Source organism: Streptomyces sp. NBC_00386 (assembly GCF_036063235.1).
Lineage (GTDB): Bacteria > Actinomycetota > Actinomycetes > Streptomycetales > Streptomycetaceae > Streptomyces.
Window position 1 is genome coordinate 4,575,526 of the sequence record NZ_CP107950.1, and the last position, 15,408, is coordinate 4,590,933.

Below are 15,408 nucleotides of genomic sequence, written 5' to 3' on the forward strand. Positions count from 1 at the left end.
GGCGGGCAGCGGTGGGCGGTCGCGCCGCCGGACCGGCAGGAACGGGCGGTCGCGCCCGCCGGACGGGCAGCGGTGACGGTTGTCAGACCTCCACCGACAGACCCTCCAGTCCGCGGATCACGAAGTTCGGCTTGCGGACCGGCTCCTGGGCGAGCCGGAGACCGGGGGCCTTGGTCAGGAGCGCGCTCATGGACGCGGCCAGTTCGATCCGGGCGAGCGGAGCGCCGATGCAGTAGTGGATACCCGCGCTGAAGGAGATGTGCGGGTTCTCCGTCCGGGACAGGTCCAGCGCTTCCGGGTCCGCGAACACCTCGGCGTCACGGTTCGCGGAACCGAAGAGCATCGCGATCTCCGCACCCCGCGGAACCGTCGTACCGTCGATCTCGATGTCGTCCAGCACCCACCGCTCGAACAGCTGGAGCGGGGTGTCGTAGCGCATCAGCTCCTCCACCGCCGTGGGGATCAGGGTGTGGTCGGCCCGCAGCCTCGCGAGCTGCTCCGGATACCGGAACAGGGTCCACCAGCCGTTCACGGTGGCGTTGACCGTCGCCTCGTGCCCCGCGTTCAGCAGCAGCACGCACGTGGAGATCATCTCCTGCTCGGTGAGCCGGTCGCCCTCGTCGTGCGCCGCGATGAGCCCCGAGATCAGATCGTCCCCGGGCTCCTTGCGGCGGGCCTCGATCAGGCCCCGCAGGTACTCGGTGAACTCGACCGACGCCCGCACCGCCTTCCGCGCCACCTCCTCGGACGGATTCAGTTCGTACATCCCGCAGATGTCCGCCGACCAGGGCCGCAACGGCGCCCGTTCGGACTCCGGGACACCCAGCATCTCCGCGATCACCGACACCGGCAGCGGCTCCGCCACATCGGCCAGCAGATCCCCGCCGCCCGCCTCGACCAGCCGGTCGACCAGCTCACCCGCCAGCCCCTCCACATACGGCTTCAGCCGCTCGACCGTGCGGGGCGTGAACGCCTTCGACACCAGCCGCCGGATCCGCGTGTGGTCCGGAGGCTCCAGGTCGAGCATCCCGTGATCGTTGAGCACGTGGAACGGCTCGTGCTCCGGCGGCGGTGCCGTCCGCCCGAAGTCCTCGTGCGTGAACCGGTGCTGATACGTCCGGCCCAGCCTGCGGTCCCGCAGCAGTGCCGACACGTCCGCGTGGTGCGGCACCAGCCACTGGTTCGTCGGCTCGTAGTAGTGCACCCGGCCCCGCGCACGCAGTTCCTCGTACGCCGGGTACGGGTCCGCCACGAAGGCCGGATCCCACGGGTCGAAGGCCCGCGAACTCTCCAAAGCTGCCATGAACGGACGCTAGCCCGACCCACCCCCCGCTGACCAGGGCCGACCCGTTCCGGGGGCGCCGGACGCCGTCACCTGGGGGTGACCAGCCGGGCCTCGTAAGCGAACACCGCGGCCTGTGTCCGGTCCCGCAGGCCCAGTTTCACCAGGATGCGGCTCACATGGGTCTTGATCGTCGACTCCGCGACGACGAGCCGCCCGGCGATCTCCGCGTTCGACAGCCCCTGCGCGATCAGCACCAGCACCTCCGTCTCGCGGTCGGTGAGATCCCCGTACGCCCCGTGCGCCGTCGCCGACAGCCGGGGCTCCTCCGCGAGCTTGGAGAACTCCGTGATCAGCCGCTTGGTGACCGAGGGGGCGAGCAGCGCCTCCCCGGCCGACACGACCCTCACCCCGTCGGCGAGCTGGCGGGCCGAGGCGTCCTTGAGCAGGAACCCGGACGCCCCCGCGCGCAGCGCCTGGTACACGTACTCGTCGAGATCGAACGTCGTCAGCACCAGCACCTTCGCGGCACCGTCCGCGGCGACGATCTCCCGGGTCGCGTCGATGCCGTTCATCTCCGGCATACGGATGTCCATCAGCACGACGTCCGGGCGCAGCTCACGGACCCGGTCGACCGCCTCCCGGCCGTTGACCGCCTCGCCGACCACCTCGATGTCCGGCATCGCGCCGAGCAGCACGGAGAAGCCCTCGCGGACCATCATCTGGTCGTCGGCGATCAGCACACGGATCGCGCGACTCGTACCGTCCGTCATCCGGTCTCCTCCCCCGACGGCACGGGCAGGAACACCACCACCTCATACCCTCCGTCGTCCATGGTGCCCGTCGTCATCTCGCCGTCCAGCATCGTGACGCGCTCGCGCATGCCCGTGATGCCGTGCCCCGCGCCGTGCGTGGACTTCTCCAAGGTCGTCACGGGCGCGGGCCCGTTGACTATGCGCAGGCCGAGCCCGCCGAGGACATAGCCGATCTCGACGCGGGCCGGCGCGCCCGGCGCGTGCCGCAGGGTGTTGCTGAGGGCCTCCTGGACTATCCGGTACGCCGACAGTTCGACGCCCTGCGGAAGCTCGCGCACCGCACCGGTGACCGCCTTGTCCACGGTCAGACCCGCGTCCCGCACATTGGCGAGGAGCCCGTCCAGATCGGCGAGGGTGGGCTGCGGCGCGTCCGGCGCCTCGTAGTCCTCGGCCCTGACCACGCCCAGCACCCGGCGCAGTTCGGTGAGCGCCGCCACCGCGTTCTCCCGGATCGTGACGAACGCCTGCTCCAGCTCCGGGGGCGGATTCTCCACCCGGTAGGGCGCCGCCTCCGCCTGGATGGCGACCACCGACATGTGGTGGGCGACCACGTCGTGCAGCTCGCGGGCGATCGTCGTGCGCTCTTCGAGCAGCGTGCGCTTGGAACGCTCCTGGGCCGTCTCCGACTGGTGGGCCGTCACCTCCTGCTCGGCCTCCCTGCGGATGTTCAGCACCGTGACGACCAGGAGGGCCAGAGCGGAGACGAAGAGCAGCGGGAACGTGTTGACGCTGTAGTAGCCCCCTCCGAACAGGGTCTCGGTGATCAGGCCGTACGCCGCGGTCAGCAGCCACATCCACGCCGCGACGCGAGGGCGTGAGCGCAGAGCCACGACCGTCAGCACCGTGACATGCGCTATGAAGCTGCCGGGCGCCCACGGCCAGTCGCTCCAGGCGCTGCCGAACATGGCGACGGCCGGGGCCGCCGCGATCGAGAACCAGAAGGCGCCGACCGGCCGGACCAGGGTCGCCAGGACCGGAAGCAGGGCGAGGAACCCGCACAGCAGGGGTGCGACCGTGCCGCCGCCGGGGCCGAAACCGGTCTCGGCGCTGTAGGCCGCGGTCATCGCGAGCAGGCCGGCCGCCACCACCGCCGCGTGCGGGGTCCAGGCCGCGTACGCGCGCAGGGTCCCGGGGAGGCGGCGGGTGATGGGGCCGTCCGTGCGCATGCGGCGAAGGGGGCGGTAGGCGAAGGCGTCGTGGAACATGTCCTGCCGCAGGCCGCGCACGGCGTCCGCCGCGAGGCGGTACTCCGGGCTGCGGGGCTTGGCCCTGGCACCGCCGGGGGGCGGGGACGTCGTCTGCGTGTGGGTCGTCTCGGTCACGCTCAGAACGGTAGGCCCGGGCGGGGGGTGGGGTCGTCACCTGCTAGGAGGGTCCTTCGGGGTCCGTCTCAGGTACTACGGGTAGGGCCGGGCTCGCGAGGAGGTGGTGGCCGGTCTTCGGCCGGCCCGTATGGCGATCAGTAGCCGGTGGGGCGGACCAGCCCCGACTCGTAGGCGAAGACCGCCGCCTGGGTGCGGTCGCGCAGGCCCAGTTTGACGAGGATGCGGCCGACGTGGGTTTTCACCGTCTGCTCGGCCACCACCAGACGTTGGGCGATCTCGGCGTTGGAGAGACCCTGGGCGATATGGGCCAGGACCTCGGTCTCGCGTTCGGTGAGATCACCCACGCGTTGCTTGAGGGGAGCGCGCGGGGTGGAGTCGAGGCGGGAGAACTCGGCGATGAGACGGCGGGTGATGCCGGGGGCGAGGAGGGCGTCGCCGGCGGCCACCACACGGACCGCCTCGGCGAGTTGATCGGCCGAGGCGTCCTTGAGGAGGAAGCCGGAGGCACCGGCGCGCAGGGCTTCGTAGACGTACTCGTCGAGGTCGAACGTGGTGAGCACCAGGACCTTGATGTGCGGGGTTTCGGTCGTGATGCGGCGGGTCGCCTCGATGCCGCCGAGTTCGGGCATGCGGATGTCCATCAGGACGACGTCCGGCGCGAGTTCGGCGACCTGGCGGACCGCGTCGAGTCCGTCGACCGCCTGGCCGATCACCTCGATGCCCGGGTTCGCGTTGAGCAGCACGGTGAATCCCTGGCGGACCATCTGCTGGTCGTCGGCGATCAGAACGCGGATGGTGCCGCTCACGGTCGTCATACGTCTCTTCTCCTGGGAGGCCGGTCAAGGTGTCGTCGTCCGGGTGACGTCGTCGGTGGGCTCGACGCCGTTGCCCGGGAGGAAGGCCGCCACCGCGAAACCTCCGCAGGACGTCTCCGAGGTCACGAGAGTGCCACCCAGCATCGCGACGCGCTCGCGCATACCGAGCAGTCCGTGCCCCGCACCCGGGGACGGCGGGGCGGGAAACGCGGGCCGTGAGTTGACGACCCTCACCTGAAGGCCCCGCGGGAAGTGCCAGAGCTCCACCTTGACCGCCGAACCCGGCGCGTGGCGCAGGGCGTTGCTCAACGCCTCCTGGATGATCCGGTACGCCGACAGCTCCACGCCCGGGGCCAGGGGAAGCTGTTCCCCGGCGATCTCCGTGGTCACGTCCAGTCCCGCGGCGCGCGTGTTCTCGACCAGGGCGTCGAGCCGGTCCAGCGTGGGCTGCGGGGCGTCCGGCGCCACGCCCGCACTCGCACCGAGGCCGTACGGGTCCTCCGGATTCTCCGAACGCAGCACTCCGAGCACCCGGCGCAGCTCGGTCAGCGCCTCCAGGGCGTTCTGCCGGATGCCGTGGAGGTTCTCCCTCAGCTCGTCCGTCGGATTCTCCACCAGGTGCGGGGCGACCTGCGCCTGGATGGAAATCACCGACATGTGGTGGGCCACCACGTCGTGCAGCTCGCGCGCGATACGGCTGCGCTCCTCCAGAACCGTGCGGCGGGCGCGCTCCTCCTCGGTCAGCGAGGCCTGCTCGACCAGTTGGCTGCGCGCCTCGCGGCGGCCGCGCAGCGCGGTACCGAGCAGGACGACGATGGCAAAGACGATCACCGCCGTCGCTCCCGTCGGGTGGTACGACGGGCCCCCGAGCGTGCCCGGCCGCAGGTACGACGGGCCCTCGAGCATGCCCGGCCGCAGGTACGACGGGCCGCCGGCCAGGCCCTGCAGCCCGTAGGTGGCCAGGCCGGTCAGCGACAGCGCGCCGACCGCGACGCGTGTGGGCGTCCGCAGGGCCAGCAGGAAGAGCACGATCGCCTGCGCCGTGATCGCGGGCCCGCTCCAGGGCCAGTCCGGTCCCGATCCCGGGAAGCCCGCCACCGGGTCCGTACGGACAGCGGCAGCGGCGGCGACCACGGTCGAGCCCAGCGACAGCCACCAGGCCGGAATCGGGCGCCACAGCGCGAGCGCGACCGCCGCCCCCAGCGCGAACCCGCTCGCCGTGCCCAGCGGGAAACCCAGTCGATAACTGCCGCTCAGCTCGTCCATGGCCGCCAGCCCGAGCCCGAAGGCGACCAGGCACACCACGACATGCGGCAGTCGGCGCAGACGCCGGGGCCGGGACAACGGCGGCAGCGGCATGGCTGCCGGCACCGCCAGTTCGCCCAGAATCCCGCGCAGGAAGGGAAGAGAGGTCTGTGCGAGGGTCCGCGCGAGGGTCTGGACGCGGATGGCGCGGATCGCGTGGACGGCGCGCGTCCCGCGGGAGGTCCGGGGAGTGCGGGAGGCGTGGTCGACGGGCGTGGTCGGCGCGGTGGCGAGCTCGGGTGGCTCGAGCGTGGGTGAGGGTGAAGGTGAGGTTGAGGGCACGTCAGGGAGCCTTGCGGGCTCGTCGTCCCGGGGGCTGTGCTCCTCGCTGGTCACGCCGTCAACCCTAGGCACGAGGTGCCGCCTTGGGCGTGGCCGGGCCGGGGCCGCGGCGCACGCGGTGGACCCGGACGACCCGGGAAGGACGGCCGGTGGGGCGGCGGGGTCCACGCTCGTGGGCGCTGAAGGCGAACCAGCACAAGGTGAGGGCGCACACTAAGACGGGCAGCCAGGCGACTCTCGCGGCCACCCAGGCCAGGGAGTCGGGGGTGGTGTGCAGGCCGGGAAGCCGGCCCGCGAGCAGGCCGAGGGCGGTCACCACCATCAGGGAACTCTGGTGCCAGAGGAATATCGTCATCGCTGAGAGGTTGGCGAAGGCCGTGCCCGCCCAGAGCACCGGGCGCCGCATCACCCGGCGCAGCGGCTCGCGCAGCAGCAGGGCGAGTCCGCACTGGGCCAGGCCGAACGTGACCGCGGCCAGTGTCGGCGGGTCCAGATTGGAGACCGCGGCCCCCGGTATGCCGACCATGGACGCCGGATAGCCGGCCCACGCCACCAGCACCACTGTCGCCGACACGCCCCCGCCGAACAGCACCCATCCCGCGCGCCGTCCCTCCAGCTCGCCACGGGTCCAGGCCGCGCCCAGGGTGTACGGCACCATCCAGCCCGCCGCGAGGTTCACCCAGCCGAGCCATGCCGGGCCGCCGAGGCCGAAACGGATGACGTCGACGTGGAGAACGACGGCCAGCGGCCACAGCGGGCTGAGACGGGTCAACAGCGGTGTCGCCGCGGTCAGTCCGGCGAACACCACCAGGAACCAGAGCGGGGACAGGGCCAGCTTCACCAGCGTGCGTACCGTGCCGAAGTCCGCGCCGGAGGCGAGCAGACAAACGGTCGCCACCGTCCAGAGCGTCAGCACCGCCGCCACCGGCCTCAGCAGACGGACCGCCCGGGCGCGCAGCCACTGCCCGTACGTCGTGCCGCGCGCCCGCGCCGACGCGTAACTCTTCGTCGCCACATGACCGCCCACCAGGAAGAACACGGCGAGTGTCTGGAAGACCCAGGAGACCGGGGTCAGCCACGGCATGTGCTGTAAGGGGCTCGCGGTCCGCAGCGCGCCGCCGTCCGCGACGAGCGCCGTCACCAGCCAGTGGCCCAGGACCACACCCAGGATCGCGAGGGCGCGCAGGGCGTCCACGGAACGGTCCCGTTCGGCGGGGGTGGCCCGGTCGACGCGGTGGATCGCGGTCCGCACACCGGTCAGGGCGGTCCTGCCGGCCGGGGTGGTGCTGCCCGTCAGGGCGGTCGTGCCGGTCGGTTCACGCACGGGTGACCTCCGAGGTGTCGCCGAGGACGATGCGGGTGAGGTTGGCCAGGGACACCGAGCCCGGGGCGAAGTAGTCGCTGTGGCCGGCGGTGCCCGCCCGGAAGACCCGTGCGCCGAAGGACGGGGACACCGGGTCGGGGCCGAGGCCGACGGTCGTACCGAAAAGACCGACGCTCGTGTGCGGGACGTACGCGATCCAGTCGGCGGAGCCGCGGGCCGCCCAGACACGGGCGGGGGTGCGCAGCGCGGCGGCCGAGGACGCGCCGGTGCCCGGACTGCCGAAGGCGACGATGTCGCTCACGTCCAGGCCGGGGGCGGCGCGGCCGCAGACCACCGTGCCGTACGAGTGACAGAGCAGGGAGATGTGCGCCGACCGGCCTACGACGCCGTGCAGCCGGTGCAGGAACGCCCTCAGCAGCGGGGCCGCCTGCTCGGCGCGGTCCGGCGTGATGACCGTGGTGCTCACCGTGCCCGGCGTCTCGTACCCGAGCCAGGCGACGACGGCGCCGCGCGGGCCGAGTCGGTCGTACAGGGCGAGGGCGCCGGCGCGGAAACGGCCGTACGTCTCCAGCGTGGTGTCCGAGCCAGGGACCAGGACGGCCACGCGGTCGACGTGGGCGAGGTCGCCGAAGACCTCGACGGCCCGGCCGGAACCCCGGCCGTCGAAGGAGAGGAAACGGCGGGAGGGTGCGGCCATGGCGCGGTCGGCGGCTGCCCGGGTGCGGTCGCCGTGGTCCGCGGCCATCCGGGCGGCCTCCGCGGCGTCGGCCCGGTTCGCCGCGTACGCCGCATCCAGGGTCGACGCCGTCAGCGGTGCGAGGACCGCGGGTGGCGGCGCGGGGATCTCCGGGCGGGCGGCGCCGGACAAGGGGACGACGACCGCGGCCGTGACGAGCGCGGCGAGCAGCGTGCGGCCCAGCCGCCGGCGCAGTCGCCGCGGCCGTTGTCGTGAGGTGTCCGCGTTCCCCCTGACGATCGGCTTCGCCCGGAAATCCATGGTGTCCGTCCCTCCCCGTGCGCCCGTTCATCGGGCGTCACTGGAAGGGAAATTACGGATCGCCACCCGTCGCCCGCGTCCCGCTGTGGGCCCCATCCGAGAGGTAGCTCTCAGGTACTACGGGTATGACCGGGGTTCGGTGAGGGCGGGTCAACTCCCTTGATCGGCCGCGTTCTTGGAGAGGAACTTTCGGCCGACGGCACCGGGGTCCGGACCCTGCTACCAGGCCAGTTGGGCGATCTCCTCCGCCACCACGGCACAGGCGTCGGCGGCCGGGTCGATCAGGGGGAAGTGGCCGACGTCCTCCAGCAGGGTGAGACCCACCACCTCGCCTGCCTTGGCCGCCGCGTCCGCGTAGGACTCGGCGACCGCCTGTGGGACGACGATGTCGGTACGGCCCTGGACGAGCGTGGTGGCGATGCCGGTGGGGAGCAGCCGCACCGGGTCGGCGTAGGGCAGACGCTCCGCGAACGTGACCTCCCCGCCGAGGAGTTGGCGGGAGGCCCCGCCGCACACGTCGAGTTTCTCCGCGACCTCGAAGTCGGCGATCGGAGCGAGGGCGACGACGCCGCGCAGCGGTGCGGGGCGGTCGGTGTGCCAGGGCGCGTCGGCCGGCAGGAGGTGGCGCGCCGCGGCCCACAGCGCCAGGTGACCGCCCGCGGAGTGGCCGGTGACCACCATGCGCAGGGGGTCGGCCTGCGGAAGTGCCCGGCGTACGAGTGCGGGCAGCGCGTCGAGTGCGGCCGCCACGTCGTCGAAGGTGTCGGGCCAGCGGCCGGCGACCGGACCCCCGGTGGCGGTGCCGCCGGCCCCGGAAGAGGCCGCGTCGTCCCGCCCGGGATCCGTGGGGCCGCCCTGCGCGGGGATCACGGGCCCGCGCGGAGCGGGTGATGCCGCCTCTCCCCGGCGGTACTCGACGTTCGCCACGGCGAATCCGCGGCGGGTCAGGAAGTCGGCGAACGGCGTGATGTGGCGGCGGTCGTACGGAGCGCGCCAGGCGCCGCCGTGCAGGACGACCACGACCGGGGCGGGGACCGCCGGGTCGGGATCGCGCGGGGCGTAGAAGTCGATCACCTGGTCGGGGTGGTCGCCGTACGCCATCGTGACGTCCGGGGCCACCTCCGGGTGCGAGAAGGCGGACGCCTCTTCGGCTGCGTCGCGCGCGACGGCGTCGTCGTCGCCGTCCCGGGGTGCGGCGTCGTCCTGCATGCTCCAACCTCTCAGCGGTGAAACGGATTTGGCGGGCGAGGGAACAATTCGGCCGTTTGCGGGGACGGTATCAGGCCGGTGCCATGGGTCGGCAGCGGGCTGTCACTCTCGGTCAAGGGGGAACGGCTCTCCTTTTCCGTGGCCCCCGGGCGGGCCAGGTACCCGGCGTACGGGTAGGGGCGGAGGGAATTCCGCCCCCTCCGCCCCTGCCCGTCCCATATCTGGGGCTCCGTCCCAGACCCCGCTCCTCAAACGCCGGAGGGGCTGAAATTCTCAGCTCAGCGTCTCCGCCAGGACCCTCGCCGCCCGCTCCGCGTCCGCGAAGCCGACGTACAGGGGGGTGAAGCCGAAGCGGAGGATGTCCGGGTGGCGGAAGTCGCCGACGACGCCCTTGTCGATCAGGCGCTTCATCACGGCACCCGCGTCCGCGCAGCGCAGGGCCACCTGGCTGCCCCGTTCCGCGTGGGCGGACGGGGTCACGGACTCGACCCGGCCCTCGGGGACGTACGCCGAGACGCACTCCAGGAAGAAGTCGGTCAGGGCGAGCGACTTGGCGCGCACGCTGTCGATGGAGACGCCGTCCCACACCTCGAGCGCCGCTTCCAGGGCCAGCATCGAGAGGATGTCCGGCGTGCCGACCCGTCCGCGCAGCGCACCCGGCGCGGGCTCGTACGACGAGCTCATCGCGAAGGGCTCGGCGTGCGAGTTCCAGCCGGGCAGCGGGGAGTCGAAGCGGTCCTGGAGCCCGGCGCGGACGTAGAGGTACGCGGGCGAACCCGGTCCGCCGTTCAGGTACTTGTAGGTGCAGCCGACCGCCAGGTCGACGCCGTGCTCGTCCAGCCCGACCGGCAGGGCGCCCGCGCTGTGGCACAGGTCCCAGACGGCGAGCGCACCCGCCGCGTGGATCGCGGAGGTGAGGGACGGGAGGTCGTAGCACCGGCCGGTGCGGTAGTCGACGTGGTTGAGCAGCACCGCGGCCGTGCGGGGGCCGAGCGCCGAGGGCACCTCGGCGGGGTCGACCGGACGCAGCTCACAGCCCGTCATACGGGCCGCCGACGCCGCGATGTACCCGTCCGTCGGGAACGTCGTCGCGTCGACGAGGATCTCGTCGCGCCCCTCGCCCGCCAGCCGTACCGCGCCCACCAGGGCCTTGAAGACGTTCACGCTCGTCGAGTCGCCGACCACGATCTGTCCGGCCGCCGCGCCGACCAGCGGGGCGATGCGGTCGCCGATCCGCTCGGGCGCGGTCCACCAGCCGCTCTCCTCCCAGGAGCGGATGCGCAGTTCGCCCCACTGCCTGCGGACGACGTCCTCGACCCGGCCGGGGACCTCGGCCGGCAGCGCGCCGAGCGAATTCCCGTCCAGGTACACGACGTCGTCGAGCACGAACCGCTTGCGCAGCCCGGCGAGTTCGTCGGCCGCGTCCAGTTCCGCCGCCCGCGCGGCCGGCGCGGACACAGAGGCTCGCTCAGACATAGGACCTCGCCGTCCACAGCTCGGGGAACACGTTCTTCTGCGCGCGCTTCTCCAGCCAGGCCACCCCGGCGCTGCCGCCGGTGCCGGTCTTCGATCCCATCGCCCGCCGGGTGGCGACGAGGTGGTCGTTGCGCCAGCGCCACACCAGCTCGGCGACATCGGTCAGCGCCTCGCCGAGACGGGCGAGCTCGTCGGTGTCGTCACCGGAGTACAGGGCCGTCCACACGGCCTGCACCTCGGGCACGGGCTCGTAGCGCAGCGACACGTCACGCTCCAGCACGGCGGCCGGGATCGCGTGCCCGCGCCGGGCGAGCAGCCGCAGCACCTCGTCGTACAGGCTCGGCTCGTGCAGTGCCTTCTCCAGCTCGGCGTACACCCGCGGCGCGCCCCGGTGCGGGACGAGCATCGACGCGGACTTCTCGCCGAGCAGGAACTCCATGCGCCGGTACATCGCCGACTGGAAGCCGGAACCCTCGCCGAGGGCCGACCGGTAGGCGTTGAACTGCGCGGGCGTGAGCTGTCCGAGGGGGCGCCAGGACGCGTTCAGCGCCTCGAGCTCCCGTACGGACCGCTTCAGCGCGGCCACCGCGACGGGGACGTCCTCGGCGCGCAGTGCCTTGGCCGCGGTCTCCCACTCGTGGACGATGACCGTGAACCACAGCTCCATGACCTGGGTCGTCACCAGGAAGACCATCTCTCCGGGGTCGTCGGAGAGGGTGTGCTGGAGGTGGGTGAGCACGTCCGCCTGTACGTAGTCCTCGTACGGGGTCGTGCCCTGGAAGTCGAGATGCGGGGTCTCGGGCTCCTGAGCCTGCGCGGGCTGAGCCTGGTGGGACATCGCTGTCTCCTGATTGTGCTCCGGGTAGCGGTCCGCCCCTGCCGTTACCGACACGGGGGCCCCGGTCCCCACCGGGCATCCTCCACAATCGTCCCCCGAAACCGCAAGGTCCGCCTGGTCACACCAGGCGGACCCGCGTCGAAGCCCCACCGACGGGGCTTCGCGTGAAGGCTCTGTCCCGGCCCAGGGCCGGTCCGCCCCGGCCCAGGGCCGGTCCTGGCCCGCCGTCCGCCCTAGCCCAGGGTCTGGGCCGCCGTCGGCGAGGAGTCCTTCAGGAACTGGCTGCAGCGCTCGTACTCCTCCTGCTCTCCGATCGCCTGCGCGGCGCGGGCGAGGGCGTGCAGGGCACGCAGGAAGCCGCGGTTCGGCTCGTGGTCCCAGGGCACCGGACCGTGCCCCTTCCAGCCGTTGCGGCGCAGCGCGTCCAGGCCACGGTGGTAGCCGGTACGGGCGTAGGCGTACGACTCGACGACGCCGCCCCGCTCGAACGCGTCGTCGGCGAGCTGCGCCCAGGCGAGCGAGGAGGTGGGGTACTTCGCGGCGACATCGGCGGGGGCCGTGCCGTTGGCGAGGAGCTCGCGCGGCTCCGGGTCGTCGGGGAGACGGGTCGGGGGCGGTCCCCCGAGAAGGTTCTCGTGAATCGTCATGGGTTCCAGTCTGCTGCATTCTCCGTGATCGGTAACGGTTGCCCGTGGCGCCCGGGGAAGGATCCGTTCCGCGGCCGGACCGCGATCAGTGCCCGCCGATCGCGTTCACGCCGAACGGGACAGTCGTCAGGCGCGACGGCACCGCCGCGATCACGAAGCCGGACCGGCGCCGGACGGCCTAGGGCGTGTCCGCAAAGTCGCGCCTGCCCGGCGACGCCTGGCACGCCCTAACGCCCCGGGGATCCCGGCGGGCCCGGGGACTCCTGGGCGCCGAGGACGCCCCGGGAGCGCTCCGGCTCCAGCGGGGGTGCCGTCAGCGAACCGTGCCTGCGGCACTCGGGGCGCAGGCAGCCGGGCGGCGGGCGTCGTACGGTCGTGAAGGCCAGCACCGCGCCGACCACCAGCACACCCGCGCACAGCGGCATCGCCCGGCGGAAGGCGGCGTCGAAGGCCGCCGCCGAGCGGTACGCCTCCTCTCCCATCCCGGTGAGCAGCGGCAGCGCGGCCACGGCGAGGAGCCCGGCCACGCGGGCCGCCGCGTTGTTGATCCCGCTGGCCAGACCCGCCCGCCCGGTGTCCACGGAGGCCAGGACGGTCGCGGTCAGCGGCGCGACCAGGGTGACCATGCCGAGCCCCATCACCAGCAGCGCGGGCAGCACGTCGGTCACGTACGACGCGTCCTCGCCGACCCGCAGCATCAGCAGCATGCCCGCCGCGCACAGCAGCGGCCCGACCGTCAGCGGGATGCGCGGGCCGATGCGCTGGGAGAGTTCGCCGGAGCGGGCGGAGAAGAGCAGCATCAAGGCGGTGGTGGGCAGGAGTGCCGTGCCGGCCTGGAGCGCCGAGTAGCCCGCCACGACCTGGAGCTGGAGCGCGGTCAGGAAGAAGAAGCCGCCGAAAGCCGCGTACACGCACAGGGTCACCAGGTTGACGGCCGTGAACTGACGCGAGGCGAAGATGTCCGGCGGCATCATCGGATCGGGTCGCCGCCGCTCGACGTACACGAAGGCCACCCCCGCCGCCACGCCCGCGACCGCGGCCGCCCACACGAGCGGGGAACCGCCCGGGGCCTCGATCAGGGCGTACGTCACCAGGGCGAGCGAGAGCGCTCCGAGGACGGCTCCGAGGACGTCGAAGCCGCGGTGCGACCCACCTCCCCCGCTCCCGGCCTCGGCCGGGCGGGAGGTTCCGCCGGCCGACTCCGGAACGTGCAGCAGGGCGATCGGGGCGCAGACCAGCGCGACGGGGATGTTCAGCAGGAAGACCCAGCGCCAGCCGGGCCCGTCCACCAGCCAGCCCCCGAGGAACGGCCCGACGGCGGCCCCGACACCCCCGAAGCCCGACCACAGGCCGATGGCGCGGGCCCGGTCGTCCGGGTGGAAGGAGGCCTGGATGATCGCCAGCGAGCCGGGGGTGAGCAGCGCCCCGCCGACGCCCTGGAGGACACGGGCCGCGATGAGCACGCCCACGTTCGGCGCGAGCCCGCACAGCAGCGAGGCGGCGGCGAACCACACCACGCCGATGACGAAGATCTTCCGGCGCCCGAAACGGTCCCCGAGCGAGCCGCCCAGCAGGATCAGCCCGGCCAGCGACAGCATGTAGCCGTTCACGGTCCACTGGAGGGCGGCGAGGCTCGCGTCCAGGTCACGGCCGATGGTCGGCAGAGCGACGTTGACGACGGTCGAGTCCAGCAGGGCCATGCTGGAGCCGAGGACGGTGGTCAGCAGGATCCACTTCCCCTTGGGGGAGGCGATCCGTACCGCGGATCTGCCGTCCGACAGGTCCGATGCGTCCCGCGCCGGCACAGCCATACCTCGGAGCATACGGAAGGGCCCGGCACCGTGGGAGGTGCCGGGCCCTTGCGCAGGGATGACTGCCGGAGGACCGGCGAAGGAGCGCCGGAGGCCTACCGGCGGACCACCGGACGACTACTTGAGCCGGGTGCCCGTGGAACGCAGGGCGGCGCAGGCCTCGGTCACGCGCTGGGCCATGCCGGCCTCGGCGAGCTTGCCCCAGGTGCGCGGGTCGTACTTCGACTTGGTGCCGACCTCGCCGTCGACCTTCAGGACGCCGTCGTAGTTGCGGAACATGTGGTCCACGACCGGACGGGTGAAGGCGTACTGGGTGTCGGTGTCGAGGTTCATCTTCACGACGCCGTTCTCCAGCGCGGTGGCGATCTCCTCGGCGGTGGAGCCGGAGCCGCCGTGGAAGACGAAGTCGAACGGGCTCGCCTTGCCGTACTTGGCAGCGACGCCCTCCTGGAGGTCCTTGAGGAGCTCGGGGCGCAGGACGACGTTGCCCGGCTTGTACACACCGTGCACGTTGCCGAACGACGCGGCGAGCAGGTAGCGGCCCTTGTCGCCCAGGCCGAGGGCCTCGGCGGTGCGCAGCGCGTCGTCGACGGTCGTGTACAGCTCGTCGTTGATCTCGTGGCTGACGCCGTCCTCCTCGCCACCGGTCGGGGTGATCTCGACCTCGAGGATGATCTTCGCGGCGACGGCCTTGGCGAGCAGCTCCTGGCCGATGGCCAGGTTGTCGGCGAGGGTCTCGGCGGAACCGTCCCACATGTGGGACTGGAACAGCGGGTTCTCACCCTTGGCGACGCGCTCGGCGGAGATGTCGAGCAGCGGACGTACGTAGCCGTCCAGCTTGTCCTTGGGGCAGTGGTCCGTGTGCAGCGCGACCGTGATGTCGTACTTCGCGGCGACGATGTGCGCGAACTCGGCGAGCGCGACGGCGCCCGTCACCATGTCCTTCTTGTGCTGACCGCCCAGGAACTCCGCACCACCGGTGGAGATCTGGATGATGCCGTCGCTCTCCGCCTCCGCGAAGCCGCGCAGCGCAGCGTGCAGGGTCTGGGACGAGGTCACGTTGATGGCCGGGTAGGCGAACTTGCCTGCCTTCGCCCGGTCGAGCATCTCGTTGTAGACCTCGGGGGTTGCGATGGGCATCTGTCCGCTCCTTGTATGTGCGGGTCTGCGTACTGCTGCTGCGGTACGACGGGACTGGTGCTTATGGCCCTGACCTAGGGGGGCGACATCATCGTCGGCCCCATCTTTCCAGACATCGCCGGATGCTCCAGACCCCCATCCG

13 protein-coding genes are annotated in these 15,408 nt (G+C 72.3%); all 13 read right to left on the bottom strand.

Annotated elements, in window-relative coordinates; genetic code table 11:
* Positions 1-82: 82 nt before the first annotated feature.
* A complete protein-coding gene (locus OG780_RS20125) occupies positions 83-1,303 on the bottom strand; it encodes a cytochrome P450 (RefSeq protein WP_328450130.1) in 1,221 nt (406 codons plus the stop codon).
* A 68-nt stretch (positions 1,304-1,371) separates the two neighbouring features.
* The gene (locus OG780_RS20130; protein WP_326786536.1) at positions 1,372-2,055 is read right to left on the bottom strand and encodes a response regulator transcription factor; all 684 of its coding nucleotides are present in this window, start codon (positions 2,053-2,055) and stop codon (positions 1,372-1,374) included.
* Positions 2,052-3,419 (bottom strand): sensor histidine kinase, encoded by a 1,368-nt coding sequence (locus OG780_RS20135; protein WP_328450133.1) that lies wholly within the window; start codon positions 3,417-3,419, stop codon positions 2,052-2,054. The genes OG780_RS20130 and OG780_RS20135 overlap by 4 nt, the downstream gene beginning before the upstream one ends.
* A 137-nt stretch (positions 3,420-3,556) precedes the next feature.
* Entirely contained in the window at positions 3,557-4,237 is a 681-nt protein-coding gene (locus tag OG780_RS20140; RefSeq protein ID WP_326786538.1) for a response regulator transcription factor, read from the bottom strand.
* A 24-nt stretch (positions 4,238-4,261) separates the two neighbouring features.
* Positions 4,262-5,596, bottom strand: a complete 1,335-nt coding sequence (locus tag OG780_RS20145; protein WP_328458252.1) for a sensor histidine kinase — start codon at positions 5,594-5,596, stop codon at positions 4,262-4,264.
* A 292-nt stretch (positions 5,597-5,888) separates the two neighbouring features.
* Positions 5,889-7,148, bottom strand: coding sequence for an acyltransferase family protein (locus OG780_RS20150; RefSeq protein ID WP_443062181.1), 1,260 nt, complete (start codon positions 7,146-7,148; stop codon positions 5,889-5,891).
* Positions 7,141-8,145 (bottom strand): alpha/beta hydrolase, encoded by a 1,005-nt coding sequence (locus OG780_RS20155; RefSeq protein ID WP_328450135.1) that lies wholly within the window; start codon positions 8,143-8,145, stop codon positions 7,141-7,143. Before OG780_RS20155 ends, OG780_RS20150 begins: the two co-directional genes overlap by 8 nt.
* Before the next feature lie 219 nt (positions 8,146-8,364).
* Complete coding sequence (locus OG780_RS20160; protein ID WP_328450137.1) at positions 8,365-9,354, bottom strand: alpha/beta hydrolase; 990 nt, start codon at positions 9,352-9,354, stop codon at positions 8,365-8,367.
* Positions 9,355-9,627: 273 nt separating this feature from the next.
* Positions 9,628-10,830, bottom strand: a complete 1,203-nt coding sequence (kynU, locus tag OG780_RS20165) for a kynureninase (protein ID WP_328450139.1) — start codon at positions 10,828-10,830, stop codon at positions 9,628-9,630.
* Positions 10,823-11,668, bottom strand: coding sequence for a tryptophan 2,3-dioxygenase family protein (locus OG780_RS20170; protein WP_328450141.1), 846 nt, complete (start codon positions 11,666-11,668; stop codon positions 10,823-10,825). Before OG780_RS20170 ends, kynU begins: the two co-directional genes overlap by 8 nt.
* Before the next feature lie 233 nt (positions 11,669-11,901).
* The gene (locus OG780_RS20175) at positions 11,902-12,315 is read right to left on the bottom strand and encodes a DUF3151 domain-containing protein (RefSeq protein ID WP_328450143.1); all 414 of its coding nucleotides are present in this window, start codon (positions 12,313-12,315) and stop codon (positions 11,902-11,904) included.
* A gap of 227 nt (positions 12,316-12,542) precedes the next feature.
* The gene (locus OG780_RS20180; RefSeq protein WP_328450145.1) at positions 12,543-14,126 is read right to left on the bottom strand and encodes an MFS transporter; all 1,584 of its coding nucleotides are present in this window, start codon (positions 14,124-14,126) and stop codon (positions 12,543-12,545) included.
* Positions 14,127-14,243: 117 nt separating this feature from the next.
* Positions 14,244-15,266: a class II fructose-bisphosphate aldolase gene (gene fbaA, locus OG780_RS20185; RefSeq protein WP_328450147.1), complete on the bottom strand. Its 1,023-nt coding sequence runs from the start codon at positions 15,264-15,266 to the stop codon at positions 14,244-14,246.
* Between the last annotated feature and the right edge of the window lie 142 nt (positions 15,267-15,408).

Excerpts from the sequence above, each read along its gene's own strand:
- OG780_RS20125 (WP_328450130.1), bottom strand. The coding sequence starts at position 1,303 with ATGGCAGCTTTGGAGAGTTCGCGGGCCTTCGACCCGTGGGATCCGGCC.
- OG780_RS20130 (WP_326786536.1), bottom strand. The coding sequence starts at position 2,055 with ATGACGGACGGTACGAGTCGCGCGATCCGTGTGCTGATCGCCGACGAC.
- OG780_RS20140 (WP_326786538.1), bottom strand. The coding sequence starts at position 4,237 with ATGACGACCGTGAGCGGCACCATCCGCGTTCTGATCGCCGACGACCAG.
- OG780_RS20145 (WP_328458252.1), bottom strand. The coding sequence starts at position 5,596 with ATGCCGCTGCCGCCGTTGTCCCGGCCCCGGCGTCTGCGCCGACTGCCG.
- OG780_RS20155 (WP_328450135.1), bottom strand. The coding sequence starts at position 8,145 with ATGGATTTCCGGGCGAAGCCGATCGTCAGGGGGAACGCGGACACCTCA.
- OG780_RS20160 (WP_328450137.1), bottom strand. The coding sequence starts at position 9,354 with ATGCAGGACGACGCCGCACCCCGGGACGGCGACGACGACGCCGTCGCG.
- kynU (WP_328450139.1), bottom strand. The coding sequence starts at position 10,830 with ATGTCTGAGCGAGCCTCTGTGTCCGCGCCGGCCGCGCGGGCGGCGGAA.
- OG780_RS20170 (WP_328450141.1), bottom strand. The coding sequence starts at position 11,668 with ATGTCCCACCAGGCTCAGCCCGCGCAGGCTCAGGAGCCCGAGACCCCG.
- OG780_RS20175 (WP_328450143.1), bottom strand. The coding sequence starts at position 12,315 with ATGACGATTCACGAGAACCTTCTCGGGGGACCGCCCCCGACCCGTCTC.
- OG780_RS20180 (WP_328450145.1), bottom strand. The coding sequence starts at position 14,126 with ATGGCTGTGCCGGCGCGGGACGCATCGGACCTGTCGGACGGCAGATCC.
- fbaA (WP_328450147.1), bottom strand. The coding sequence starts at position 15,266 with ATGCCCATCGCAACCCCCGAGGTCTACAACGAGATGCTCGACCGGGCG.